The organism is Spirosoma validum (assembly GCF_014699035.1).
Taxonomy (GTDB): Bacteria; Bacteroidota; Bacteroidia; order Cytophagales; family Spirosomataceae; genus Spirosoma; species Spirosoma validum.
The window spans coordinates 432105-456433 of record NZ_JACXAA010000006.1 but is presented as its reverse complement, the minus strand read 5'-3'; the positions used below and the strand labels follow the sequence as shown (position 1 = coordinate 456433).

Annotated in this window: 25 protein-coding genes and 1 tRNA gene; 20 read left to right on the top strand and 6 right to left on the bottom strand. The window is 45.5% G+C overall.

From position 1 onward, the window contains the following. Nucleotides 1-158 precede the first annotated feature (158 nt). The gene (locus IC230_RS18625) at nt 159-1538 is read right to left on the bottom strand and encodes a UDP-N-acetylmuramate--L-alanine ligase (protein ID WP_191040540.1); all 1380 of its coding nucleotides are present in this window, start codon (nt 1536-1538) and stop codon (nt 159-161) included. Nucleotides 1539-1799: 261 nt separating this feature from the next. Between IC230_RS18625 and IC230_RS18620 the strand changes: the two genes are divergently transcribed. Next, on the top strand, nt 1800-3284 hold the full coding sequence (locus IC230_RS18620; RefSeq protein WP_191040539.1) for a type III PLP-dependent enzyme domain-containing protein: 1485 nt from the start codon (nt 1800-1802) through the stop codon (nt 3282-3284). A 107-nt stretch (nt 3285-3391) separates the two neighbouring features. Then, complete coding sequence (locus IC230_RS34500; protein ID WP_262893170.1) at nt 3392-3523, top strand: hypothetical protein; 132 nt, start codon at nt 3392-3394, stop codon at nt 3521-3523. A 52-nt stretch (nt 3524-3575) separates the two neighbouring features. Here the strand turns inward: IC230_RS34500 and IC230_RS18615 are convergent, their stop codons facing one another. After that, nucleotides 3576-4094, bottom strand: coding sequence for a D-glycero-alpha-D-manno-heptose-1,7-bisphosphate 7-phosphatase (locus tag IC230_RS18615; RefSeq protein ID WP_191040538.1), 519 nt, complete (start codon nt 4092-4094; stop codon nt 3576-3578). 146 nt (nt 4095-4240) lie between these two features. Beyond that, the gene (locus tag IC230_RS18610) at nt 4241-6880 is read right to left on the bottom strand and encodes a valine--tRNA ligase (protein WP_191040537.1); all 2640 of its coding nucleotides are present in this window, start codon (nt 6878-6880) and stop codon (nt 4241-4243) included. 207 nt (nt 6881-7087) lie between these two features. Between IC230_RS18610 and IC230_RS18605 the strand changes: the two genes are divergently transcribed. From IC230_RS18605 to hisF, 9 genes are all read left to right on the top strand, one after another. After that, the gene (locus IC230_RS18605; RefSeq protein ID WP_191040536.1) at nt 7088-8005 is read left to right on the top strand and encodes a DUF72 domain-containing protein; all 918 of its coding nucleotides are present in this window, start codon (nt 7088-7090) and stop codon (nt 8003-8005) included. 15 nt (nt 8006-8020) lie between these two features. Continuing rightward, nucleotides 8021-8254: a DUF433 domain-containing protein gene (locus tag IC230_RS18600; protein WP_191040535.1), complete on the top strand. Its 234-nt coding sequence runs from the start codon at nt 8021-8023 to the stop codon at nt 8252-8254. Beyond that, a complete protein-coding gene (locus IC230_RS18595; protein WP_191040534.1) occupies nt 8251-8601 on the top strand; it encodes a DUF5615 family PIN-like protein in 351 nt (116 codons plus the stop codon). The genes IC230_RS18600 and IC230_RS18595 overlap by 4 nt, the downstream gene beginning before the upstream one ends. A gap of 206 nt (nt 8602-8807) precedes the next feature. Then, a complete protein-coding gene (gene hisH, locus IC230_RS18590) occupies nt 8808-9395 on the top strand; it encodes an imidazole glycerol phosphate synthase subunit HisH (protein ID WP_191040533.1) in 588 nt (195 codons plus the stop codon). Nucleotides 9396-9439: 44 nt separating this feature from the next. Beyond that, nucleotides 9440-9898, top strand: a complete 459-nt coding sequence (locus IC230_RS18585) for a four helix bundle protein (protein ID WP_191040532.1) — start codon at nt 9440-9442, stop codon at nt 9896-9898. Then, nucleotides 9898-10617, top strand: coding sequence for a 1-(5-phosphoribosyl)-5-[(5-phosphoribosylamino)methylideneamino]imidazole-4-carboxamide isomerase (gene hisA, locus IC230_RS18580; RefSeq protein ID WP_191040531.1), 720 nt, complete (start codon nt 9898-9900; stop codon nt 10615-10617). The genes IC230_RS18585 and hisA overlap by 1 nt, the downstream gene beginning before the upstream one ends. 15 nt (nt 10618-10632) lie before the next feature. Continuing rightward, nucleotides 10633-11298, top strand: coding sequence for a hypothetical protein (locus tag IC230_RS18575; protein ID WP_191040530.1), 666 nt, complete (start codon nt 10633-10635; stop codon nt 11296-11298). A gap of 28 nt (nt 11299-11326) precedes the next feature. Next, a complete protein-coding gene (locus IC230_RS18570; RefSeq protein ID WP_191040529.1) occupies nt 11327-11749 on the top strand; it encodes a GNAT family N-acetyltransferase in 423 nt (140 codons plus the stop codon). Continuing rightward, a complete protein-coding gene (gene hisF / locus IC230_RS18565) occupies nt 11749-12504 on the top strand; it encodes an imidazole glycerol phosphate synthase subunit HisF (protein ID WP_191040528.1) in 756 nt (251 codons plus the stop codon). Before IC230_RS18570 ends, hisF begins: the two co-directional genes overlap by 1 nt. Before the next feature lie 65 nt (nt 12505-12569). Here hisF and IC230_RS18560 read toward each other — a convergent pair whose 3' ends face one another. After that, nucleotides 12570-13472 (bottom strand): porin family protein, encoded by a 903-nt coding sequence (locus tag IC230_RS18560; protein WP_191040527.1) that lies wholly within the window; start codon nt 13470-13472, stop codon nt 12570-12572. A 39-nt stretch (nt 13473-13511) separates the two neighbouring features. Between IC230_RS18560 and gldB the strand changes: the two genes are divergently transcribed. From gldB to IC230_RS18540, 4 genes are read left to right on the top strand one after another with little or no spacing between them, the layout of a single operon-like run. Continuing rightward, complete coding sequence (gldB, locus tag IC230_RS18555; RefSeq protein WP_191040558.1) at nt 13512-14507, top strand: gliding motility lipoprotein GldB; 996 nt, start codon at nt 13512-13514, stop codon at nt 14505-14507. A gap of 36 nt (nt 14508-14543) precedes the next feature. Beyond that, nucleotides 14544-16355: an ABC transporter ATP-binding protein gene (locus IC230_RS18550; protein ID WP_191040526.1), complete on the top strand. Its 1812-nt coding sequence runs from the start codon at nt 14544-14546 to the stop codon at nt 16353-16355. 54 nt (nt 16356-16409) lie between these two features. After that, nucleotides 16410-16826, top strand: coding sequence for a Fur family transcriptional regulator (locus IC230_RS18545; protein WP_191040557.1), 417 nt, complete (start codon nt 16410-16412; stop codon nt 16824-16826). Nucleotides 16827-16883: 57 nt separating this feature from the next. Further along, entirely contained in the window at nt 16884-18734 is a 1851-nt protein-coding gene (locus IC230_RS18540) for a MutS-related protein (RefSeq protein ID WP_191040525.1), read from the top strand. Here IC230_RS18540 and IC230_RS18535 read toward each other — a convergent pair. Both IC230_RS18535 and IC230_RS18530 read right to left on the bottom strand, forming a co-directional pair. Then, the gene (locus IC230_RS18535; RefSeq protein WP_191040524.1) at nt 18725-19636 is read right to left on the bottom strand and encodes a DUF2279 domain-containing protein; all 912 of its coding nucleotides are present in this window, start codon (nt 19634-19636) and stop codon (nt 18725-18727) included. The genes IC230_RS18540 and IC230_RS18535 overlap by 10 nt on opposite strands. 281 nt (nt 19637-19917) lie before the next feature. Further along, nucleotides 19918-19993 (bottom strand) — tRNA-Phe (locus IC230_RS18530). A 127-nt stretch (nt 19994-20120) separates the two neighbouring features. Between IC230_RS18530 and IC230_RS18525 the strand changes: the two genes are divergently transcribed. From IC230_RS18525 to IC230_RS18505, 5 genes are all read left to right on the top strand, one after another. Next, nucleotides 20121-21497 (top strand): 4Fe-4S dicluster domain-containing protein, encoded by a 1377-nt coding sequence (locus IC230_RS18525; protein WP_191040523.1) that lies wholly within the window; start codon nt 20121-20123, stop codon nt 21495-21497. Between the two features lie 27 nt (nt 21498-21524). Further along, nucleotides 21525-22328, top strand: coding sequence for a (Fe-S)-binding protein (locus IC230_RS18520; protein ID WP_191040522.1), 804 nt, complete (start codon nt 21525-21527; stop codon nt 22326-22328). Between the two features lie 73 nt (nt 22329-22401). After that, nucleotides 22402-22914, top strand: coding sequence for a hypothetical protein (locus tag IC230_RS18515; protein WP_191040521.1), 513 nt, complete (start codon nt 22402-22404; stop codon nt 22912-22914). Nucleotides 22915-23229: 315 nt separating this feature from the next. Beyond that, nucleotides 23230-23910 carry a sigma-70 family RNA polymerase sigma factor gene (locus IC230_RS18510; RefSeq protein ID WP_223860704.1) on the top strand — a complete coding sequence of 227 codons (681 nt, stop codon included), beginning with the start codon at nt 23230-23232 and terminating at the stop codon, nt 23908-23910. 130 nt (nt 23911-24040) lie between these two features. Next, complete coding sequence (locus IC230_RS18505; protein ID WP_191040555.1) at nt 24041-24283, top strand: hypothetical protein; 243 nt, start codon at nt 24041-24043, stop codon at nt 24281-24283. Nucleotides 24284-24329: the final 46 nt, after the last annotated feature.

The window sequence follows — 24329 nt, the reverse complement described above, 5'->3', positions numbered from 1 at the left end:
CGTTAAGCCCCGTACTGCCGATGGTACTGCTGTCACAAGCGGGAGAGTAGGAAGGTGCCACCTTTGATATAGAGTAGCGAGCCTGTCAGCAATGACAGGCTCGATGCGTTTTAAGGCCATCTACAATCTACCTCTGCCGATAGGCAATGGCTTCTGTATTATAAACTCCCGGCAATAGTATTTAAATCCAGATTTTGAACTATCTCAGAACCCATGAATAAAAATGCTTGGGCTTTGTCGCTTTGCTGACTTAAATAGTTCTGTAGCTTAGTAATACTAGTAAAAGCCTGAAGATTTGATTTATCAAAAGCTGTTATAAAGTCCTTTAAGTTGATCGAATCTCCCTTTCGAGCGCCTTCTAAATCATTTGTGTTAAAATAAATGATGGCTGTATCCGCTTTATCTAACGTGCCCTTATACTGTTCTAAAAAGCTTGTGTTCAAAGTATTAAACGGATGCAATTCCAAAACTGCTAGCAATCGCTTGTCCGGATATTGATGTTTTACTGCCTCTGTTGCTGCTTCCACTTTAGCAGGAGAATGAGCAGAATCATGATAAAAAACCCGTTCTCCTTTCTCAGCAATTTTTTCTAAACGTTGAGCTACCCCTTTAAATGTAGGAATAGCTTCATAAAACTGGTCTTCTGTGATACCAATACGGTCACATACGGCTATCGCCCCCGCAATGTTTTTCATATTATGATCGCCAAAAATCTGCACTGCTACCTGGCGATCCTGCTTAGTGATGAGGTATGTCTGACCATTTACAATTTTATTGGGATGAGCTACGTAAGGAATTTTAGTAATATCAGTACGTTCTTTTTGGCCGATAACGTCGAGCATGTCATCAGACTCATCAAAGATCAGAACTCCAGCTTTTGGCATAGCTTCAGCGAGCGACTCAAATTGATCGACGTATTCTTCCCAAGTTGGATATGTGTTGACATGATCCCAGGCAATTCCGCTAATAAGGGCGATATGTGGTTGGTAATGTAAAAACTTGGGCCGTGAATCAATGGGAGATGACGCATATTCGTCACCTTCGATAATTATTATTGGTGCTGCAGAACCGTTTAGGCCAGATGTTAACTTAACTGTGGTGTCAAAACCATCAATGGAATCACCAATCCAATAATCGAAAGTACGGTTATGGAATTTTAGAGTATGTAAAACCATCGCTGTAATGGTCGTTTTTCCATGACTACCGGCAATTACTATGCGTTGTTTTTGCTGACTCTGCTGGTAAATAAATTCGGGATATGAATAAATAGGCAAATCGAGCTCTAAAGCTTTGACCAGCTCAGGATTGTCCTTACGAGCGTGCATTCCGACAACGATAGCTTTTAAGCCGGAATGAATTTTGCTGGGAAACCAGCCTGTTTCGGGTGGTAATAAACCATACTTCTGTAAACGTGACTGCGAAGGCTCATAAATTTTGTCATCGGAGCCTGTAATAAGATAACCCTGCTGTTGAAGAGCCAGGGCAAGATTGTGCATGGTGCTGCCACCGATGGAAATAAAGTGAATGGCCTGTGGCATTCGATAAAATTTGTCAGTTGTTAGAGGCAAAAATACAGCTTCTTTTTGGTTTGCCTGACGGGCTGATTTCGAGACTTCAGTCCAATGAGTCTAATATGTTAAATTTAGGCTGTTCCCGAATCAAACTCTTACCTTTTTCGTTAACCAAGTTGCGAACGGATTATAGTTGCAAAGCCCGATTTTCGGGACCAAATTCGCGCCTGTTTTCTTAGAAACACAAACCGCAACGGCAAGCCGTCCATTTATGCACCGAACGAAGGGATGAAGACGTATTATGACCTGATTGACCAGACATTTGAGTTTCCAACTCGGGAGTTTAATGTCGAAAAAAATGAACTGATGTTCAATAATGTTCCGTTAATGGACATTGTCAAACAATACGGTACGCCCCTAAAGCTAACGTATTTACCGAAAATTACAGAGCATATCGAACATGCTAAATTGCTGTTTAAAAATGCTATGAAACGGTACAACTATAAGGGTAACTATACGTACTGTTATTGCACAAAGTCATCTCACTTCCGTTTTGTGCTCGAAGAAGCACTCAAAAATAATATTCATCTTGAAACCTCTTCGGCTTACGACATTCCTATTATTCGGGAGTTAGTAAAGATGGGTAAGGTTTCTAAGAATACTTATATTGTCTGTAATGGTTACAAAAGGCCATTGTATACCCAATACATAAGTGAGTTGATCAATGAAGGCTTCACGAATTGTATTCCAGTTCTTGATAATCTCAAGGAAATAGAGGCTTATGAAAACTCGGTAACGGCTGATACGGTAAATTTTGGAATCCGGATTGCTACAGATGAAGAGCCAAACTTTGCCTTCTACACCTCACGGCTAGGTATTCGTTATAGCGACGTAAATGAATTATACCGTAGTAAGATTCAACCGAATGAGCGATTTAAGCTCAAAATGTTGCATTTTTTTATTAATACTGGTATTAAGGACAGCGCCTATTATTGGAGTGAACTGAGTCGCTTTATGTATAAATATTGCGAACTACGGAAAATGTGTCCTGACCTTGACTCGATTGATATTGGGGGAGGCATGCCTATTCAGACATCGTTCCAATTTACGTATGATTATCAGGCCATGATTGATCAGATCGTGGAAAGTATCCAGTGGATTTGCAATAAAAACAATGTACCGGTTCCGCATATTTTTACGGAGTTTGGTTCCTATACAGTTGGTGAAAGTGGTGCGGTTATATACAAAGTGATTGATCAGAAGCTACAAAACGACAAAGAATTGTGGTACATGATTGACGGTTCGTTCATTACGCAATTACCAGACTCATGGGGTTTAGGGCAGAAATACATAATGCTTTCGGTTAACAACTGGGATAATCCTTATCAGAAAGTAAATCTGGGTGGATTGACCTGCGATTCGCACGATTTTTATAATACCGAAGCCCATAGTGCTGATTTATATCTGCCAATTTTTGATCAGGATGCTGAAGATCAATACATTGGTTTGTTCCATACGGGAGCGTACCAGGAATCGCTGGGTGGTTATGGTGGCATTCAACACTGTTTAATTCCGGCTCCGCAGCATGTTATTGTTGATAAAGACGAAGAAGGAAATTTACGAACGCGATTATTTGCGCCAGAACAAAATAGCGAAGTGATGCTGAAAATTCTGGGCTACGGTGGTGCCGAGCCTGGTATGACGGAGTTGGAAGCAACCGAGGCCGCTGAAGAACGTGAAGAGGAAGCGGAGCTGATTAAAGAAGAAAATTGATAAATGCCATGGACGAATTAATTCGTCCATGGCCAGAAGAATATACACATATAACGATTATATTCGTTTAACTATCTGAGTGTTATTACAAAAGGACGGAAGAATTCATGAAAAAATTACTGATTTTTACGACTCTACTTGCTACGTTGTCGCTGGGAGCGTGTTCGCGTAAAGCAACTTGTCCTGCTTATGGCAGTCTACAAAAGCCAGTTCCGGCGACGACGCAGGTGCGCGCTTAAGAAACAGTTAAGTGATGAATGACTCCGCTTTAGAGAAAAAGCGGAGATTTTTTTAAGCGTACTGAAGCACAAACCGCGACGCTTCTAATAAATTCGGTGCGCAACCGTCGCACTCAGAAGAAGATTGTGATTCATGGGCAATACGTACTGTCCGGACACCAACCCGACGCCCTGCCTGCATATCACGAAGGGCATCACCAATCATCCACGATTCGTCGGGTTCGATGTTGTATTTAGCTATTGCTTTTTCGAGTAGCAGTGAACCAGGCTTGCGGGTAAGCGACTCACTATCGTAGTTAGGGTGATGAGGGCAGTAGTAAATATCATCAATAACCTGATCGCATCGTTCCTGCAAATAATTATAACAAGTCATTACGTCCTCGCGCGTATAAAGACCTTTCGCGATGCCAGCCTGGTTCGTGATCACGATAAGCAGGTAACCTGCATCTTTCAGCGAACGTAATGCTTCCGGTACGCCATCGGGAATAATAAAATCTTCAACCCGATAAACGTAGTCTGTTCGATCTTCGTTTAATACGCCATCACGGTCTAGAAAGATGCACTTGTTCATGCCCAACGTGGTCAGTTTACGAAGCAATAGTACAATTATTTAACTAAATAATTGTACTATTGCTCTAAAATTTGTTGCCAAATTTTGTAAATGGATACAAATCCTTTCATAATTAGGCACTAAATATGAAGGAAACGGATAGGCAATTATGCGCCTAAATCGACTAGACGTTGTTGTAAGGCCTGAATCTTCGCATCGGCATCCGCAAGTTTCTGACGCTCGCGTTCGATAATCTCGGATTTTGCGTTGGCCACAAATTTCTCATTCGACAATTTCTTAAGGACCGAATCGCGGAAGCCTGTATTGTATTCTAGTTCTTTGCGAGTGCTGGCAACTTCCTGTTCTGCGTCAATCTCACCAACGACGTTAACGAAAAACTCGTCGCTCTTAATTAAGAAGGCAACACCCTGGGCTTTTTCCTGAACGTAGCTGATCTCAGAGACATTCGCCATTTTACTAATCAATGGCTCAAGCGGCTTAAATCGGTCCTGAACGGCTGTTTTTATGGCCAATGGCAAAGCGATCTTTGGCGAAATCTGTTTTGCATTACGTATGTTTCGCACGTTGGAAATCACGTCAAACAACGTATCAAAATCAGTTAGCGTCTGAGTATCTACGGCTCCAGCTTTGGGAAAAGGCGCGATACAGATGCTATCGCCCGGCTTCCGCTCGCGAATATCCTGCCAGATTTCTTCGGTAATAAATGGCATAAATGGATGCGCTAAGCTCATCAGCCGCTCGAAGAAATTGATCGTAGCCGCATACGTAACAGAATCAATAGGCTGCTCGAAACCAGGCTTGATTAATTCCAGATACTGCGAACAGAAATCATCCCAGATAAGCTTGTAAACGGCCTGTAAGGCATCAGAAATACGGAATTTACTGAAATCATCCTCAATCTGAATCAACGTAGCGTTAAGCTTCGATTCAAACCAGCCAATAGCCAACTGATTGATGTTACCCGCATTCTCTTCACTAACCGTCCAGCCCTTTACTAACCGGAATGCATTCCATATTTTGTTGCTGAAATTACGACCCTGCTCAACCAGCTTTTCGTCGAACATCAGGTCATTACCAGCCGCCGAGCTGAACAACATACCGGTACGTACGCCATCGGCTCCATACTGGTCAATCAGATCGAGCGGGTCGGGCGAGTTACCCAATGATTTGGACATCTTACGGCCTAGCTTATCGCGGACGATACCCGTCAGGTAAACGTTTTTGAAAGGTGCTTCACCCCGATACTCGTAGCCAGCGATAATCATCCGGGCAACCCAGAAAAACAGAATTTCGGGAGCCGTAACGAGGTCGTTTGTGGGATAATAATAATTGATATCTGCATTGTCCGGGTCCTTCAGCCCATCGAATACCGACATTGGCCAGAGCCACGACGAGAACCACGTATCCAATACGTCCTCATCCTGCGTCAAATCGGCTTCGGTCATCGCAAAGAGCAGCATTTCATGTTGCACTTTTTCCAGAGCCTCGTGCTTGTTCTTGGCTACGATGACAGTTCCATCCTGCATATAAAACGCCGGAATACGCTGGCCCCACCATAATTGGCGACTGATGCACCAGTCGTGGACGTTTTCCATCCAGGCTCGATACATGTTTTTGAATTTTGGCGGAACCAGCTGAATGGTATCGTCCATTACGTTCTTCAACGCAGGTTTCGAAAGTTCGTCCATTTTCAGGAACCACTGTAACGAGAGCTTCGGCTCAATAACCGCTCCGGTCCGCTCCGACGTACCAACATTCGATTTATAATCTTCCGTTTTGACCAGATTGCCGGATTCTTCCAGCATCTTAATAATGGCTTTCCGGGCTGCAAACCGATCTACTCCAACCAGAATCTGCGCTTTCTCGTTCAACGTACCATCGTCATTGAGAATATCCAGTACGGGCAAATTGTGCGTGATACCCAGCGTGTAATCGTTCGGGTCGTGCGCGGGCGTAACTTTCAGGCCACCCGTTCCGAAATCCATCGTTACGTATTCGTCAGTAATGATTGGAATCTCACGGTTAATCAGCGGAATAAGCGCTTTCTTGCCGTGCAGATGTTTATATCGCTCGTCGTTTGGGTTAACGGCGATGGCCGCATCGGCCATAATCGTCTCCGGTCGAACGGTCGCAATCGTGATATAGTCAGCTTCTGCTCCTTGTTCCTTGCTCCCAGCTATTTCATACCGGATATAAACGAGTTTTTGCTGGATTTCCTTCGTGATAACTTCCTCATCCGAAACGGCAGTACGTCCCTGCGGGTCCCAGTTGACCATGCGAACACCCCGGTAAATCTGACCTTTATTATACAAGTCAACAAATACGTCGATCACGGAGTCGTGGAGGGCGGGCTCCATCGTGAAGCGTGTCCGATCCCAATCGCAGGAAGCGCCGAGTTTACGGAGTTGCTGAAGAATAATACCACCGTATTTGTGCGTCCATTCCCAGGCGTATTCTAGAAATTCTTCGCGGTTAAGGTCACGCTTGCTAATGCCTCGTTCCTTGAGCATCGCTACCACTTTGGCTTCCGTGGCAATGCTGGCATGATCAGTTCCGGGTACCCAGCACGCATTTTTGCCTTCCATACGAGCCTTACGGATCAATACGTCCTGAATGGTATTGTTGAGCATGTGGCCCATGTGTAACACACCCGTTACGTTCGGGGGTGGAATCACAACCGTGTAAGGCTCACGATCGTCGGGAACAGATTTAAAAAATTGGTTATCAAGCCAATATTGATACCATTTTTCTTCAATTTCCTGGGGGGCGTATGTCTTTGAAATCATAATTCAGTTGAAACTCAATCGTTTTGGCTTTACTGAAAATGCATACAGTAAAAATCAGCGTTGAGATTACGGATAAAAAGCAAAATTAGTTAAATTGACTAGGGCGAAAAAACGAAAGCGGGTCTTTGCCAGTTTTACAACAATACTTCCGCTTCGACGTGGGGCGCAGTTCCCCGCCGTGACCCGTGCCGTCTGACTCAACAAATTATGGAATTCGGAAAAACACAGAATCCTGATGCGGTAAATTTTATACTGCCACCCGGTGCCGCGTTCAACGCGCGTATTTGGGACGGCGTTGAACCGACTTACCGCAGCCAGCCTACCGTATTCATCGGTGGTCCGATTTGGGCTAACAAAGATTACGTAGGAAAAGTCTATCCGTCCATCGCTAAAGAGCGTGATTTTTTACATTATTATACCCGACAATTCAACACGATTGAACTGAATCTAACGCACTATCAGATTCCGACGGCGGGTATGATCGAAAAGTGGAAAGCGGAAGCAACACCTGGGTTTACGTATTGCCCCAAATTTCCGCAGATTATTAGCCACGAACGGCAGTTAATCGCTGCGGAAACATTCACCGAAGAATTCGTGAATACCGTACTAAATCTGGAAGAGTTTCTGGGTATGACATTTCTGCAATTACCGCCCACCTTCGGACCAGAGAAATGGCCTATACTGGAAGCCTATCTCAAAAGCCTGCCCGATGAATTAGACGTAGCGGTCGAATTTCGCCATCCCGACTGGTTCAGTAAAGCTGCCACATGGCAACAGACACTCGAACGACTTTATCTGCTACGTCGGCACGTAGTCATTTCAGACGTAGCGGGGCGACGCGATGTATTGCATATGGGCCTAAGTAGCCCTGTTTTGACACTACGTTTTATTGCTAACGAAGGCCATCCAACCGATTACACGCGCGTCGATGCCTGGGTACAACGATTAAAAACCTGGTTTGAGAAAGGCCTGCAAACCGCTTATTTATTTATTCACGGCGGTGGCGACAATGATACAGCACCTGAACTAATTCTATATTGGATTCGCGAACTAAATAAGCATTGTGGCCTAAACCTGCGTGAGCCAGTTCTACAGCCTAAAGTGGTGCAGGGGAGTTTGTTTTGATTAATATTGTATCTTATGAACTATAAAGAACGGATTATTTCTGACCATCGAATTATGTTGGGTAAACCTGTTATCAGAGGTACCCGAATTACGGTCGAATTGCTCCTGCGAAAACTTTCCGAAGGTGCTACCACAAAAGATTTAATAGTGATGTACCCACATTTGGAAGAGGATGACGTGTTAGCGGCATTGATGTACGCATCTGATATATTAGCGAATGAAGAGGTAATTATTTTGAATGCAGCATGATTATTGCTGACGAAAACATTGATCATAGCCTGATTCTAACCATTCGCGGGTTAGGTATTGAGATATACTCGGTATATGAATCGAACCGAGGCATTCGTGATGAAACGGTTATCGAGTCATCTCGTAATCCTCCTCGTATTATTCTAACCGAAGACAAAGATTTTGGTGAGTGGGTATTTGCTCATAATGTGAAAGGTATAAGTGTTTTGTTTCTTCGATACCATTTTAAAGAAACAGAAGCTATGCGTCAAGTTTTGACCAAACTATTATCCGAACGCCTTACAGAGCTAGTAGGCTGTTTTACTACAGTAACTATCCAAAAAATTAGAACGCGTCGGATAGATTAACTCATAGGACTATGTAAAGGAGTTTTTTGAACTACAGACTCAGATACTTACCTTTGCAGTATGATATTAACAAGCACCTATCATCGGCATCGTTCTGGGCGGTAACGCAGCAGAACGAGATGCGCGTGTTTGTGAGTTCGGTGAGATAATCCTGATTTCCACAATATACAAAGCCCGGTTCTGCTAAGGAGCCGGGCTTTTGCTTTATGAAAACTGTCATCATCAAATACAACGCTGGAAATGTACAGTCGGTCATGTACGCGCTGGAGCGAATAGGAGCCAGCTATCTGCTTACCGACGATGAGACCGAGATACGCTCGGCAGACAAGGTCATTTTTCCCGGTGTGGGTGAAGCCAGTACGGCGATGGCTTATCTGCGGGAACGTGGGCTTGATAAATTGATTCCGTCGTTGAAACAGCCTGTTCTCGGTACGTGCGTAGGGATGCAGCTCATGTGTCGTTATTCAGAAGAGAACGATACAACCTGTATGGGGATTTTCGATATTGACGTTCGGCGATTTTCGGCAGTGACTGGTTTCAAAGTGCCGCATACGGGCTGGAATAACATTCACGATCTGCGTGGGCCGCTAACCAATGGCCTTCCAGAAAGCGCCTATATGTATTTCGTCCACAGTTATGCCGCCGATGTTTGCCCCGAAACAACCGCCACTTGCGATTACATTCGACCGTTCAGCGCGATGCTTCACCGGGATAATTTCTACGCAGCGCAGTTTCACGCTGAAATCAGCGGGAACGAAGGTCAGCGGATTCTGGAGAATTTTCTTTCTTTATAGAAGCAAGAGAAAAAGATAAAAGAAGAAAGATAAACACACCTACTATGCAATCACATAATTTTAGAGAACTTAAGGTATGGCAACTAGCTCGTTCTTTAGTAAAAGACATTTATCAACTATCTTCTAATTTCCCCGAAGATGAACGTTTTGGTTTAACATCACAGATACGGCGAGCTGCAGTTTCTATTCCTTCCAATATTGCTGAAGGGTCAGGCAGGTCTGATAAAGATTTTGTTCGTTTTCTATCGATAAGTCTCTCGTCGGCATACGAAGTAGAGACTCAATTGATTCTCTCACTTAACCTTAATTTTGCTAGTCAGAGAGTTATAGATGAAGTTATTCAGAAGACTCAGGAAGTTCAGCGAATGATTTATGGTCTACAACGTAAACTCACTAAGAGCTTTTTGAACTCATTCCTACTTCCAATTCCTACATTAGTACGCTTGGCCTCTCGCTACTTTATCTTACCTCTTGCGTCTTTTCTCTTTCTTCCTAAAATCTAATGCACATTATCCCCGCTATCGATATCATCGAAGGTAAAGCCGTCCGATTAACGCAGGGCGATTATAGCCAGAAAAAAGAATACAACGCCCGTCCGCTGGAAGTGGCGCAACAGTTTGAAGACGCTGGCTTGACTCGTCTGCATTTGGTAGATCTTGATGGGGCTAAAGAAAAGCGTGTAATCAACTGGAAGGTACTGGAATTGATTGCGTCGAAAACCAGTCTGCACGTTGATTTTGGTGGTGGCGTTCAGTCTGACGATGATCTGCGTATGGTTTTCGAATGTGGAGCTAAACAGGTGACGGGCGGAAGTATTGCTATGAAGCAACCCGACGTAATGGAACGGTGGCTTTCGCGGCTCGGTTCAGAGAAAATCATTCTGGGTGCCGATGCTAAGAATGAGAAAATAGCCGTTAGTGGCTGGGAAGAAGGCACCGATGTCTGGATTTATGATTTCGTAGAGAAATGGGTCGAAAAAGGTATTCAGTACGTTATCAGCACCGACGTAGCAAAAGACGGCCTTTTGCAAGGACCATCGTTCGATTTATACCGCAACTTACAGGACCGTTTTCCTGACCTGAACATCATTGCTAGCGGGGGTGTCAGTACTATGAGTGATATTGAAACGCTGGCCGATATGGATATATTCGGCGTTATCGTGGGCAAAGCGATTTACGAAGGACGCGTTACGTTGAAAGAATTGAGACAGTTTGCTGAGTAATAGATTACGGCTCGTATGAAACGACTCGCCATTTTCCTGATGTTCGCATGTGTTGTGTCAATGAACGCATTGGCAGGCGTCTCGACTGATTCTACGACGAAACTACGCTTTCAAACTCTGGCAAAAAAAATGCGCTTGAAAACTCCGGAACTGAAGGAAGGAGAGTATGAAGTACGTATCTGGAATGATCAGGCTTTACGTTATGGCGAAGCGCAAATGCTTTACATATTGACTAAAAAGGAGAAGCAATTCAGTGTATCTAAATACCTTATAGAATCTGACAGACAAGGTTTTAGGTATGCAGTGCAATTGAATCCAAATCCTACAATCCCAATTGATAATACGCTTTGGGAGCAATTCGTACAGCAGGGAATTCTTGGTCCACCCAATGAGGTAGTTATCCATGACCAGCTTTTTGCAAAACCGCCAAAAGATTCAACCTGGAACGTGGTGGAAGCGGATGGGATTGTTAGCGTCAAGGCCAAACTTCGCAATGACACTAGAGTTCTTATTGCTGATGGCGAAGGCTATTATTTTGAAGTATTTAGCGCCACTAGTTATCAAAGCGCTAGTTATGGAAATCCGCGAGGCTATCTGGAACATAAGCCCAACATTGCTGAACTACGGAAAGTAGTGACTATTCTAAATAAACTGGCTGTTCTTTTTCGATCTTCTAACTAATACATCTGCTTAATCATCCTGTCAAATCATGACACCCAAATACACCATCAGCACCGATAAAACGAAACTTAATCTGGCCGTTATTCATCAGTTTCTAAGTCAGGAAGCGTATTGGTGCCGGAACATTCCGATTGAGATTGTCCAGCGGTCGATTGAGAATTCGCTCTGTTTCGGCGTATATCGGGGTGATGAACAGGTTGGTTTTGCACGGGTGATAACTGACTTCGCTACGTTCAGCTATCTAGCGGATGTGTTCATTTTACCGGAACACCGTGGACAAGGCCTGTCAAAACAACTAGTAGCCTTCATCATGGCTTATCCGGTTTTGCAGGGCTTACGTCGGATAATGCTGGTTACACAAGACGCCCACGGGCTTTACACACAATTTGGTTTTAAGCCGATTGATAGTCCCGAAAATACAATGTCTATTAAAGCTTTTACCGCTTACTAATGCTTACCAAACGTATTATTCCCTGCCTCGACATAAAAGATGGTCGCACCGTAAAAGGCACGAATTTCGTCAACCTGCGCGATGCTGGCGATCCGGTTGCCCTGGCCGCCATTTACGCCGAACAGGGAGCTGACGAACTGGTTTTTCTGGATATTACCGCTACAGTCGATGAGCGAAAAACCTTAATTGAGCTTGTTCGCAACGTAGCACATACGATCAATATTCCGTTTACGGTTGGTGGCGGTATTTCGTCTGTAGCAGACGTATCGGCTTTGCTAAATGCAGGAGCTGACAAGATTTCGATTAATTCGTCGGCCGTAAGAAATCCCGATTTGGTAAACGAATTAGCGTTGGAATTTGGCAGTCAATGCGTAGTCGTTGCCATTGACACACGTTACGTTAACGGCGAACACATCGTTCATACACACGGTGGCCGCAAACCAACAGAGCTGCGTACGATTGCCTGGGCGAAAGAAGTTGAGGAGCGAGGAGCGGGTGAACTATTACTAACCTCAATGGATACTGATGGCACCAAAGCCGGTTTCGCGCTTGAGTTAACGGCACAGATCTCTGGCTCGGCTAACATTCCAGTCATTGCTTCGGGCGGAGCCGGGTCGATGGAACACTTTGTGGACGTATTCACAACGGGTAAGGCCGATGCGGGTCTGGCTGCCAGTATTTTCCATTTCAAGGAAATCGATATTCCTGTTTTGAAAAGCTATCTGCGAGAAAAGGGAATAGAGATGCGGATTTAGTGCAGGTACCACGGACTTCAGTCCGTACGCTTCTTAAATACGGACTAAAGTCCGTGATACCTGACTCAAAACTTAAACCCTAATTCCAGCGAGACAACCCGATTTTTGGAAACCAGTTCGCTGCCCCGTGCTACGTTGATCAAACCACGCTGGTAGCTCATGCCTAGATTGAAGGCGTTATTCTGATTAATTTTATACTGAATTCCGGTTCTGAGCAGCAACTCAATATCGCCAAAACCGTATTGACGACGTTCTCCGCCACTCTCTGCTGTATATAAGCCGTTACGTGCCTGTTCTAAAGCTCTCTCAGCTAATTTCACACTGAACAAACCGCCAGTCTGCACATACAGACGGATGTTGGGGGCGATGTTATTCGCAAACAGTTTCACCGTTGCCGGAATCTGTAAATATTGAAGATTGTAAATCGACTCTTTCTCAGGTGCGCCAGGATTCCAGACGCTTGAACCGAACGTACCAGGCATTTGAAAACCTGAGCGCTTAATAGTATACCAAAGCCCTGTGCTAAACGCGTAGCGATTTTTAAAGAAAAAATAATCGAGCGAAGGGCCAACGCTCATCCGGGCACCCACCCCGTTAGGCTGAAAACCTGTATAATTTCCTGTCCCTTCGGCTGTGTTGATATCGAGCGAAGGCGCAAAGCGGATACTCATTTCGATCAAATGAGTAGGCCAGGCATAATCAGGACCCGAGCCATAACCGTTGTTCTCAGTTGATTCGTTCGTGCCTTGTTGTTGCCGCTGACGACGTTTCTTACGATCATCGTCATAATCCCGACGATTCTGGTCCTGACCGTCGTAATTATCGCCCAAGATTTTGCGGAATCGCTTTTCGGTTGCGGTCGATTCTTTGGTTCGCAGTTGGTAAAGCGCGGTCGATTTAGATTGGCTCCGACCACTGATAACTGTCAGCATGACCAAAATGAATCCTAACCCTGCAACTTTTTTCATAATTTTGCACGTTTTCTATATTGAAAACTAATGATTTTCATGCACCTACGGATGGCCCCCGGCTGGATTGCCCTTGCGGGGCTTTTTCTCTTATGCTTATTGACTTCGTGTACAAAAAACGAAGATGTTACGTTTGTTCGACTCGATCAGCAACTCTTTTCCAGCAAATCGCCAGACAGCGTTCGAGCGTTTCTGAATCGAAATCCGGCTGTGGCTCAATTGTACTTTAACGCGAACGGAGCCGGAAATGATACAGCTGTCGTTCGAGAATTGACCAACCGGATCAATAATCCAGCGCTCAACGAATTTAATGAGCAAATTCAGGCCAAATTTGGCGATATGGCCGACCTGCGTACTCAACTGACCGAAGCTTTTACACACATCAAAAAAGATTTTCCCGATTTCCATTCGCCCAGAGTTGTTACCGTGACAACAGGTTTTATGGGACCGGATCTGGTTGTTACGGATAGTCTGATTGTTATCGGTCTCGATTATTTTGCCGGACCGACTGCGAAATTTCGACCACAGGGTCCAGAATATCCACAATACATTCTACGTCGCTACGATAAAGAGTACATTGTTCCGGCCATTGTTTTTGCTATTTCTGATAAATATAACGCCACCAATCGTCAGGATCAGACGATGCTGGCCGATATGGTTTATTACGGTAAAGGATACGTATTTACGAAAGCGATGTTGCCTGAGGTGGCGGATAGTTTAGTCATCGGTTATTCAGACAAACAACTGACTCAAACGTTTAACGCCCAAGATATTGTTTGGGCACATTTTATTGATAATCAGCTGCTGTACCAAACAAATCCAGCTATAAAACAGCGATATTTGAATGAACGGCCCTTTACCGCCGAAATTGGGCAGGCTTGCCCTGGTGCGATTGGTCGTTGGGTCGGCTGGCGGATTGTTGGGCGGTATCATGACGAACATAGTGGCGTTAGCATCGCCGATCTGATGCGAAACGCAGATGCCCGGCAGATTTTTGAGCAATCGGGATACAAAGGACAAAAAGATAATCCGTAGAGAGGTACTATTTGGTGGCTCTACAACTGAATAATAATGGCAAAGCGAAGAGAGAGTTTTGGCGAAGAGGCCAGCGAAGAAGACAAAAAGAAATTTACTCGGGAAGGTTTTCGAAAGGCGATAAGTGTTTTCCGGTTCATAAAACCCTATCGGGGGTTATACATTATTGGATTTATTTTTCTGGTCTTGTCGACGGCTACAACCATGAGTTTTGGGCTCCTGATTGGCCAAATTACGAGCGTCATTCAGGGGAAATCAGCCTTTACACTCAATCAGATTATCCTGTTTTTTGTCTTTGTTTTGATTGCGCAGGGTGTTTTCTCGTTTTGCCGTATTTACTTTTTCTCACAGGTAGGCGAACGGGCGATGGCCGATGTACGCCGGGAAACGTACGCTAAGATCATTACGTTGCCCATTTCATTTTTCGAGCAACGGCGTGTTGGCGAATTAACCAGTCGCATTTCGGCTGACGTGTCGCAGTTACAGGGCGTATTTACGCTGACATTGGCTGAATTATTCCGCCAGGTGGCTTCACTGGTTATCGGCACTGGTATTATACTCTACGTTTCCTGGAAGCTCACGCTGTTCATGCTGGCTACGTTTCCTGTCATGATTGTGGCCGCCTTATTTTTCGGCCGTTTCATCCGTAAACTGTCAAAGCAGGTGCAGGATTTACTGGCACAAGCGAACGTAGTGGTTGAAGAAACATTGCAGTCGGTACACGTAGTGAAGGCGTTTACGAATGAAAATCTGGAAATTAATCGGTATGGGAGTGCTTTACAACGTGTCGTTGGCATGGCCTTACGAGCAGCCAAATACCGGGGAATCTTTGTCTCCTTCGTGATTTTTACGCTCTTCGGGGGAATTATTGGCGTGGTGTGGTACGGCGGCTCGCTGGTGTTAGCGAACGAGATGCCTTTTGCTGACTTGCTGACTTTCCTCGTCTATACAACCTTTATTGGCGGTTCAGTAGCCGGAATGGGCGACATGTATTCGCAGTTAGCACAGACAATGGGGGCATCGGAACGCATTCTGGAGATTCTACATGAACCATCTGAGGTAAAAGCAAATGAACAATTGCCGCTGTTTGTTCCGATACAGGGCCATGTTCAGCTCCATGATGTTCATTTCTCGTATCCTTCGAGGCCCGATGTAGAGGTTTTGAAGGGTATTTCGCTGGACGTAGCGGCTGGGCGAAAAATTGCTTTAGTTGGCCAGAGTGGAGCCGGAAAATCGACGATCGTTCAGCTGCTGATGCACTATTACCCCATTGGGGGTGGTTTTATCACGGTAGATGATCGGGATTTGACTAGTTTTAACATTACGGAGTTACGGAAAAATATTGCCATTGTCCCGCAGGAAGTCATGTTATTTGGCGGAACAATCATGGAAAATATTCAGTACGGTAAACCTGGGTCAACCGAAGCCGAAGTGCGTGAAGCTGCTCGTAAGGCTAATGCTTTACAGTTTATCGAGTTATTTCCGGAAGGCTTTCAAACGCTTGTTGGCGAACGGGGCATTAAGCTCTCGGGTGGCCAGCGGCAGCGTATCGCCATTGCCCGGGCTATTCTAAAAGATCCGGCTATTTTGATTTTGGATGAAGCCACCAGCTCGCTGGATGCTGAGTCGGAGCGATTAGTGCAGGAAGCTTTGGATGAGTTGATGCAAAACCGTACGACAATGATTATTGCTCACCGATTGGCTACAATCCGTAAGGTCGACATGATTTATGTCATGCGTGAAGGCCAGATTGCTGAGTCCGGAACCCACGATGAATTGGCGGCTCATGAAGACGGCATCTATGCGAATCTGGTTAAATTGCAGTTTGAGATAATAGATAATGAATAACACAGAGGCCGAAACCGATTCAGCTTTTTGTAATTCATTCCCAATCCATAAATGATGACACTTGCTTCGAAAACCCTGAAAGACTTTAGTCTTCGCCATACGAGCGGGCGTGAGGAGGTGCTGGACTTGTTTCTGAACGCTGGTCATGCATTGGCACACCATGACATCGAAAACGGCCTCGGCCCCGATCATGACCGCGTAACGATTTACCGGACGCTACGTACATTTCTGGATAAAGGCTTGCTTCACAAAGTTCTCGACGACGAAGGTGGAACAAAATATGCCCTTTGTCGCGAGACATGTGCTCAGGGACATCACCACCACGACCATGTTCATTTTAAATGTGAAACCTGCGGTCAAACAACTTGTCTGGATCATGTTAGTATCCCGACTGTTACATTACCCGAAGGATACGATCGTAAAGAAATGAATTTGCTGATCCAGGGCGTTTGCCAGGACTGCAATAAGTAACGCGGGTGGAAACCCGCGATTTTAATCACAATCGCGGGTTTCCACCCGCGTTACAATATGCCCACCGAAATCTTTTCCCAACGTCAACAACAATTTTCTCAGGCCGAACAAGCTGCCCAACGTCAGTATAATCAATTGGCTTTCTGGCGGCTTATCTGGTTCATTGGCTGCGTTGTCATCATTTGGGGTCTTATTCGGCTCGATCAGCAACTGGTTGCCTCAGGTACTTTATTGATTGGTATCATCGGGTTTCTGGTTTTGCTGAAAAAGCACCAGACTGTTCGGCGGGAACGGGATTTAAATCGTCAACTGGTGTTTATCAATCAGGATGAAACCGCCCGACTCAAACGTCAATATCTGCGTTCTGAAACCGGCGATCAGTTTGCCGGCCCGACGCATTATTATTCGGGTGATTTAGACGTATTCGGTAAACATTCACTCTTCCGGCTTCTCAATCGAACCCATACGTACGAAGGCCGGAATCGATTAGCTGGATGGCTTAAGGCTCCATCGTCTCCCGACTCCATTCGGCTTCGTCAAGAGGCCGCAGCCGAACTAAAGCCGAATATTGACTGGCGACAACAGTTTGAGTCCGTAGCTAACGTAGAGGAAACAATTAGCCGACCACCGGACGCGCTTATCAAATGGGCGACTGCTGAGATTTCGCCCTTGCCGGGTTATCTAAGTATTGTTCGGTTCCTATTTCCGGCTATTACGTTGGGATTGTTTGTTAGCTGGCTGCTGGGATACGTACCGGGCGTTGTGGTTTTAGTGGCATTAGCTATCCACGGGGCCGTTCTTAGTCAAACATCGGCACGGGCCAAAGAAGTTAGCGAGCAAACGTTTGAGATTTCGACAGCACTACGTGCTTTTCAGACCTTGTTTCAGCAGGCTAAGCAAATCGAAGGTAAAGCGGTTCGATTGCGGGCTATTCAACGGGCGTTAACGTCCAACGAACGTTCAGCATCAGAAGCCATTGGGCAGCTTTTTAAACTGACAGAAGGGCTAAACTACCGACGCAATCCCTATTTTTTCCTGCTGTTTGGCGTCGCTACGTTATGGGACATTCATTACTTGATTCAACTCGAACGGTGGCGAAAAACCTATGGGCCCGACTTAAGTCGCTGGTTCGAAGCATTAGGCGAACTGGAAGCCCTCAATAGTCTAGCCGGATTTGCCTACGCCCATCCGACATACGTAACGCCCGACATCGTTGAAGACGAGCTGACGCTGGATTTCACGTCGGCATCTCACCCGTTATTGCCAACCGAACGTAGCGTTGCTAATTCATTAACGTTGACGGGAGCGGGGCAGACGGTGTTGATTACGGGATCGAATATGTCAGGGAAAAGCACGTTTTTGCGCACCGTTGGCGCGAACGTAGTACTGGCGCTTGCGGGAGCTGTCGTGAGTGCGGAACGTTTCTGGTGTTCGCCCGTGCGCGTGTTTACAAGTATGCGTACGCAGGACTCATTGGAGGAAAGTACGTCATCGTTTTATGCCGAACTCAAGCGGCTTCAGACGTTAATCAATCTGACAAAACAGCCGATTGCTACGTATCAGGAACGTAGTGGTAGAGAGCAAATGCCTCAGGATCGTCTGCCGGTATTATATTTTCTGGATGAGATTCTGAAAGGCACCAACTCCGCCGACCGGCACCGGGGTGCGGAAGCGTTAATTCGCCAGTTGAATCACACGAGTGCTTCAGGGTTTGTTTCCACACACGATCTTGAATTAGGTCAACTTACGGATGCCGATGGCTTTGTCAGAAATTACCATTTCCAATCGGATCTTCTTAACGGCGAACTGATATTTGATTATAAGCTCCGCAACGGCATTTGCCAGAGTTTCAACGCCAGCCAGCTCATGAAGGCAATCGGCATTGACATGGATGCCGTTCAGAAATAAACCCAGTACCAGCGTAGTTTCGGACCAATTTGTAAGGTGGGTGCCGGAATCTTGATGTATTTGAGAACGTTCAGAATCACTTTGGCTACCGTGCTACGTGGTTTTAGAAGTTTCACTAGATTAATGTCTGGAGCGATGTACCATTCGTGTCGTCCGCCCAGGCCGTCTTTGTTTACACTCCAGGTTTCGGCTTCGAGGCCCATACCAACGGACAGTTGCAGCCAATCGGGCCAGGCTTGCTTCCAACGTTGTCCGCCAAAATGTTCGGGCGAAAATGAAAACCAGTACGTTTGGTTGATATAATCGTCAATAGAAAAGCGTTGTACCGGAATACCACGAGCCTTAAAGTATTTGGGGGTTTGTTGCCAATAACTGACTTTCCACTGCGCATCCCGCAAAAATCCTGACCGATGCTGTGCAATTGGCCAGAAACCACCCAATGTGCCTGCGGCTACGTCGCGCCAGCTAAAACCATACGTGGGCGAATAAGAATCTTTCAACTCAATCCCTAGTTCCACAAAAGCCGCTGAACCAAGAGCTAGCCATTCCGCCTTCCGTTCCGAAACGCCAGCCCATCGGAACGCATTGTAATACGTTTCTGATACGAAAGCGCCACCTTCCAGATGAGCAATTTTGTCTAATCCACTGGCGTAGGTCAAATCTCGCCCTTCATCAAAGTGAAACGGGACGCCCTTGCCATTCCACCAGGTCCGTTCCAGATAAACGTACGTTGAACCCAGTGTGAGCAACGACGTAGCGCCTACGGCCCATAATCGCCCTTTTTTCGGACGTATACCTTGTAACGTCGATTGATTTATAATACTATCCGAATGAGTAGGTAACGTATCAGATGATGCATTGCTATTGAGAAAAGACAAAAGAAAAATCAGTGTCAGAGTCATAAGTGCTATATGACTCAAAGGCAATGAATAAGTTACATAGCGAAAACTTAGCAGCTACCTTATGAAATCAGACGTATGTGCATTAGTATCGGAGACCCCGTAAACAACGTATTGAATCTGCTTGTTAAATTTAGGGAAAGTAGTACCTTTGCCGATATGAAAATTAGTATGCATGCATACTAATAATCTGCATTACATTTATGAATTTGTGTAGCAAAAGCAGATGTTTGGCGTCAGGGACACAAAAAAAGCCTCCCCGGTTGGGAAGGCTTACGTTAAGGTGGTGGTGATGGACGGAATCGAACCGCCGACACAAGGATTTTCAGTCCTTTGCTCTACCAACTGAGCTACATCACCGAAACGTGGGTGCAAAAGTACGCGTTACATGCCTTTTTGCAAGACATTGTCCGGAATATTTTTCAATGAAGTACAAGCATTTGACTAATCCTGCTGATTATCAGATATAATACGTAATAGTAAGCGAATGGAAATTGTACAACAAATTTTGTTCGTTGCGGCTCTGGCTGCAACAATCTGGTATATAACAAAGCGTGTCCGGCTTATCGCCCGTGCCATTAACCTCGGCAGACCGGAGAATCGATTCGATCATGCCGATGAGCGATTGAAGACGATGCTGCTGGTGGCTTTTGGGCAGAAAAAGATGTTTACGAATCTGCTGGTTGGGGTGATGCACTTTGTCATCTATGCGGGTTTTATCATCATCAATCTTGAAATTCTTGAGATTATTCTGGATGGTATTCTGGGAACACACCGCTTGTTTGCGCCTTACATTACACCTGTTTACCCGATTTTGATTGACGTATTTGAAATCCTGGCGTTCGGGGTGCTGGCCGTGTGCGTAGTGTTTTTATGCCGTCGGTTTGTGGCGAAAGTGAATCGGTTTCAGCCGGAACGTCATCGCGAAATGACTCGCTGGCCACGTACTGATGCCGCTATTATTCTAACCGCCGAAATTCTGCTGATGATTGCATTTCTGACCTGGAATGCGTCGGACAGCGTTCTACGGGATCGGGGTGTTGGCCACTACGGCGAATTACAGGGTATCGTTCCTGATTTTCTAATCAGTCACTATTTAAAACCACTCTTTACTGGTTTCAGCGACACTACGTTGGTTTTTTATGAGCGTTTTGCCTGGTGGGCACATATTTTGGGGATTATGGCCTTTGCTATCTACGTAACGTATTCGAAGCACCTGCACATCGCGCTGGGTTTTCCGAATGTCTATTTCTCCGATCTTCAGCCAAAAGGAGAAATGCAGAATATGCCTGAAATAACAAAGGAGGTTCAGCTTTCGCTTGGCTTGCCTGTAACAACAGAACCAGACGGTTCTCAGACGAATGATAATGGCGAGCAGCCAGCCGAAGTTGGTCGGTTTGGTGCGAAGGACGTACAGGATCTGAAATGGATCAACCTCATGAACGCCTACAGTTGTACGGAGTGTGGACGGTGTACGTCAGCGTGTCCGGCCAATATTACCGGCAAGAAACTGTCGCCCCGGAAGATCATGATGGATACCCGCGACCGGCTCGAAGAAATTCAACAGGGTTGGAAAACGAATGGCGATGACTACCGTGACGATAAATCGCTCCTGAACGATTACATTACAGCCGAAGAACTGAACGCCTGCACAACCTGTCAGGCCTGCATCAATGCCTGTCCGATCAACATCAATCCATTGGATATTATTCTGCAATTACGTCGGTATCGGGTGATGGAAGAGTCGCAGGCACCGGCGTCGTGGAATGCGATGTTTAGTAATATCGAGAATAATATGGCTCCCTGGAAATTTTCGCCGAGCGACCGCTTTAACTGGGCTGAGCAGGTGAATGAAAGTAAATAAGGTTGGGCCAGACTACAGACTAAAATCATGACGCAGGAAGTAAAAACATATAAAGTTCCGACGATGGCCGACATGGCTGCTTCGGGCGAGGAGCCGGAAATTCTGTTCTGGGTCGGTTGCGCGGGTTCGTTCGATGATCGCTATAAACGCGTAACTATCGCATTCGTCCGGATTCTGAACCACGTCGGGATTAAGTTTGCCGTGTTGGGACCGGAAGAAGCCTGTACGGGTGATCCGGCGCGTCGGGCGGGGAACGAGTTCTTGTTTCAGATGCAGGCTATATCGAATATTCAGGTATTAAATGGCTATAACGTCAAGAAAATCGTGACAGCCTGTCCGCACTGCTTCAACACAATCAAAAATGAATACCCTGAACTGGGCGGTACATACGAGGTCATCCACCATTCGCAGTTTTTGCAGGGACTTATTAACGAAGGGCGTATTCGGGTTAAAGACGGTGAGTCGTTTAAAGGCCGGCGCATAACGTTTCATGACTCGTGCTACCTTGGCCGTGCTAATAAAGTATACGAAGCGCCACGCGAGGTTCTGGCGGCCTTAGACGCCGATCTGGTTGAAATGAAGCGAGTGCGAGCCAATGGCCTGTGCTGTGGTGCGGGTGGTGGTCAATATTTCAAAGAGCCTGAACCCGGCAAGAAAGACGTAAACGTCGAACGTGTCGAAGAAGCACTTGGCACAGGTGCCGATACAATTGCTGTGGCCTGCCCCTTTTGTATGACCATGATGTCTGACGGCGTTAAGAATAAAAACCGTGAAGATTCAGTACGTGTCTATGACATTTCGGAACTCATCGCGCAGGGTGAGGGGCTTTAAGTAAATGATGAATGTTCATAGGGCATTTGCTGTTACGTATTCATCACTGCTAATTCATCATTTATCATTTAAAATGTACGTTGACTTTGATAAACTGCCAGATCATGCTCGCGTATGGGTGTATCAGGCTAACCGTCCGCTTAGTGACGGCGATGTGAAAACAATTGAAGAGGCTCTAAAACCAGCCTTGGATCAATGGGCTGCACACGGTCAGCCTTTGCTGGCTTCGGCGCAGGTGGTCGAGAATCGCTTTGTGGTAGTTGGCGTCGATGAAGGGTACACATTGCCCAGTGGCTGTTCAATCGACTCATCGGTACGAACGCTGCAGGAGATTGGGCGTCAGGTCGATCCGCCGGTTGACTTTTTCGATCGATCTGCGGCTATTCAGTTAGGCAACGGTACGGTTCAGACTTATGCTTTACCCATGCTCAAAGCTGCCGTTTCGGATGGGTCAATAACGCCAGAGACGATTGTGTTTAATACATTGGTACAAACGAAAGCGGAATTTTTGACTACTTGGCGTATACGTGCTGCTGATTCATGGCTCAAACGCTATTTCAACGTAACACAGGTATTCAATAGGTAGCATGGACTTTAGTCCGTGTAGCCGTAGGCTAAAATGGAGTTGATATTTTAGCCTACGGCTACACGGACTAAAGTCCATGCTACCCAAAAGAAGCCGGTCGATTGCTACCCATACGTAGTAATTGACCGGCTTTAACATTGTCATGTATGGAATCGTTCCTGCCAAATCGTCATATATAACTGATTTTAAACCTTTTTCTCAAACAAAGGATTGGTTTTTGCTGTCAGGTAATATAAAACTCAGCAAATAGAACGTGTCTAATTTGCGAATTCGTTGAGGATTGCCGACAGTAAACGGCAATTAACGCTTACTTTTATGGCGACTATACAACAAGTTATGTCAGATACGCCAACTCGCGACGAAGACCAACTATTACCCGACGGCGATCCAATTGAGCAGCCCTCGGAAGATACCCCTGCCCGGCGCTACACCGATGAGCAGAAATACCAGGTATTCAATAAGGAGTTTATGCCTCATATAGACTCTATGTACAACTTTGCCTTCCGGCTAACCATGGACGAGGATGATGCCAACGACCTCGTTCAGGATACGTATCTGAAGGCTTTTCGGTTTATTTCGTCATTTGAGCAAGGAACTAACGCGAAAGCGTGGCTGTTTCGGATACTGAAGAACAGCTTCATTAACGATTATCGGAAAAAAAGTAAGGAGCCAGCTAAGGTAGATTATCAGGACGTTGAAACGACCTATAACTCTGAAGACGCTGAATCTGAACACACGGTAGACCTCCGGGCAGAATCCGTTTCTGATTTAATTGGCGATGAAGTTGCGAATGCGCTAAATGCGTTGCCAGTCGACTTCCGAACGGTTATTATTCTTTGCGATATTGAAGGATTTACCTACGAGGAAATGGCTAAGATCCTGGACATCCCAATCGGTACTGTCCGATCTCGTTTGCACCGCGCCCGCAACCTGTTGAAAGAAAAGTTACGTGATTATGCCTCTTCGATGGGATACAAAGAAGAAAATGAAGAATAAACCGAACTTTTTCTAAGCCTAAATTGGTTCTGCTAATAACTTTAAGGGTATTATTATTCTTGGAATAAATTAAATTTTTCCAATGCAAACGTCGTTGCCGTCCTCATCTTCATCCGAACTAAAGCCTGAGATGAAGCACAATTGCAGCCACCAGGCTGACTGCTTGAAGATGATTCAGTTGATTCTGGATGGAGAAGCCACCGAACAACAGCTTGCTAAACTGCAAGCTAATCTCGAATCCTGCAAACCTTGTATTGAGATGTATCATCTCGAAAAGGAAGTAAAGGAATTACTGACTAAACGCATGGAGAAAAGATGTTGTCCAGAACAGTTAGTGGCAACAATTAAATCTCGAATTCTGAGTTTCAGCTAATTGCAATCAGGATAATTGGGGTAATTAAGGCATTGCTTATGGAAGC

What these genes read in the sequence shown, in the direction of transcription:
- IC230_RS18515 (WP_191040521.1), top strand. Translation starts at nt 22,402, where the DNA reads ATGTACGTTGACTTTGATAAACTGCCAGATCATGCTCGCGTATGGGTG.
- IC230_RS18625 (WP_191040540.1), bottom strand. Translation starts at nt 1,538, where the DNA reads ATGCCACAGGCCATTCACTTTATTTCCATCGGTGGCAGCACCATGCAC.
- IC230_RS18560 (WP_191040527.1), bottom strand. Translation starts at nt 13,472, where the DNA reads ATGAAAAAAGTTGCAGGGTTAGGATTCATTTTGGTCATGCTGACAGTT.
- hisF (WP_191040528.1), top strand. Translation starts at nt 11,749, where the DNA reads ATGCTTACCAAACGTATTATTCCCTGCCTCGACATAAAAGATGGTCGC.
- IC230_RS34500 (WP_262893170.1), top strand. Translation starts at nt 3,392, where the DNA reads ATGAAAAAATTACTGATTTTTACGACTCTACTTGCTACGTTGTCGCTG.
- IC230_RS18550 (WP_191040526.1), top strand. Translation starts at nt 14,544, where the DNA reads ATGGCAAAGCGAAGAGAGAGTTTTGGCGAAGAGGCCAGCGAAGAAGAC.
- IC230_RS18545 (WP_191040557.1), top strand. Translation starts at nt 16,410, where the DNA reads ATGACACTTGCTTCGAAAACCCTGAAAGACTTTAGTCTTCGCCATACG.
- IC230_RS18505 (WP_191040555.1), top strand. Translation starts at nt 24,041, where the DNA reads ATGAAGCACAATTGCAGCCACCAGGCTGACTGCTTGAAGATGATTCAG.
- IC230_RS18540 (WP_191040525.1), top strand. Translation starts at nt 16,884, where the DNA reads ATGCCCACCGAAATCTTTTCCCAACGTCAACAACAATTTTCTCAGGCC.
- IC230_RS18510 (WP_223860704.1), top strand. Translation starts at nt 23,230, where the DNA reads ATGGCGACTATACAACAAGTTATGTCAGATACGCCAACTCGCGACGAA.
- IC230_RS18575 (WP_191040530.1), top strand. Translation starts at nt 10,633, where the DNA reads ATGAAACGACTCGCCATTTTCCTGATGTTCGCATGTGTTGTGTCAATG.
- IC230_RS18620 (WP_191040539.1), top strand. Translation starts at nt 1,800, where the DNA reads ATGAAGACGTATTATGACCTGATTGACCAGACATTTGAGTTTCCAACT.
- IC230_RS18525 (WP_191040523.1), top strand. Translation starts at nt 20,121, where the DNA reads ATGGAAATTGTACAACAAATTTTGTTCGTTGCGGCTCTGGCTGCAACA.
- gldB (WP_191040558.1), top strand. Translation starts at nt 13,512, where the DNA reads ATGCACCTACGGATGGCCCCCGGCTGGATTGCCCTTGCGGGGCTTTTT.
- IC230_RS18535 (WP_191040524.1), bottom strand. Translation starts at nt 19,636, where the DNA reads ATGACTCTGACACTGATTTTTCTTTTGTCTTTTCTCAATAGCAATGCA.
- hisH (WP_191040533.1), top strand. Translation starts at nt 8,808, where the DNA reads ATGAAAACTGTCATCATCAAATACAACGCTGGAAATGTACAGTCGGTC.
- IC230_RS18570 (WP_191040529.1), top strand. Translation starts at nt 11,327, where the DNA reads ATGACACCCAAATACACCATCAGCACCGATAAAACGAAACTTAATCTG.
- IC230_RS18605 (WP_191040536.1), top strand. Translation starts at nt 7,088, where the DNA reads ATGGAATTCGGAAAAACACAGAATCCTGATGCGGTAAATTTTATACTG.
- IC230_RS18595 (WP_191040534.1), top strand. Translation starts at nt 8,251, where the DNA reads ATGATTATTGCTGACGAAAACATTGATCATAGCCTGATTCTAACCATT.
- IC230_RS18520 (WP_191040522.1), top strand. Translation starts at nt 21,525, where the DNA reads ATGACGCAGGAAGTAAAAACATATAAAGTTCCGACGATGGCCGACATG.
- IC230_RS18600 (WP_191040535.1), top strand. Translation starts at nt 8,021, where the DNA reads ATGAACTATAAAGAACGGATTATTTCTGACCATCGAATTATGTTGGGT.
- IC230_RS18615 (WP_191040538.1), bottom strand. Translation starts at nt 4,094, where the DNA reads ATGAACAAGTGCATCTTTCTAGACCGTGATGGCGTATTAAACGAAGAT.
- hisA (WP_191040531.1), top strand. Translation starts at nt 9,898, where the DNA reads ATGCACATTATCCCCGCTATCGATATCATCGAAGGTAAAGCCGTCCGA.
- IC230_RS18610 (WP_191040537.1), bottom strand. Translation starts at nt 6,880, where the DNA reads ATGATTTCAAAGACATACGCCCCCCAGGAAATTGAAGAAAAATGGTAT.
- IC230_RS18585 (WP_191040532.1), top strand. Translation starts at nt 9,440, where the DNA reads ATGCAATCACATAATTTTAGAGAACTTAAGGTATGGCAACTAGCTCGT.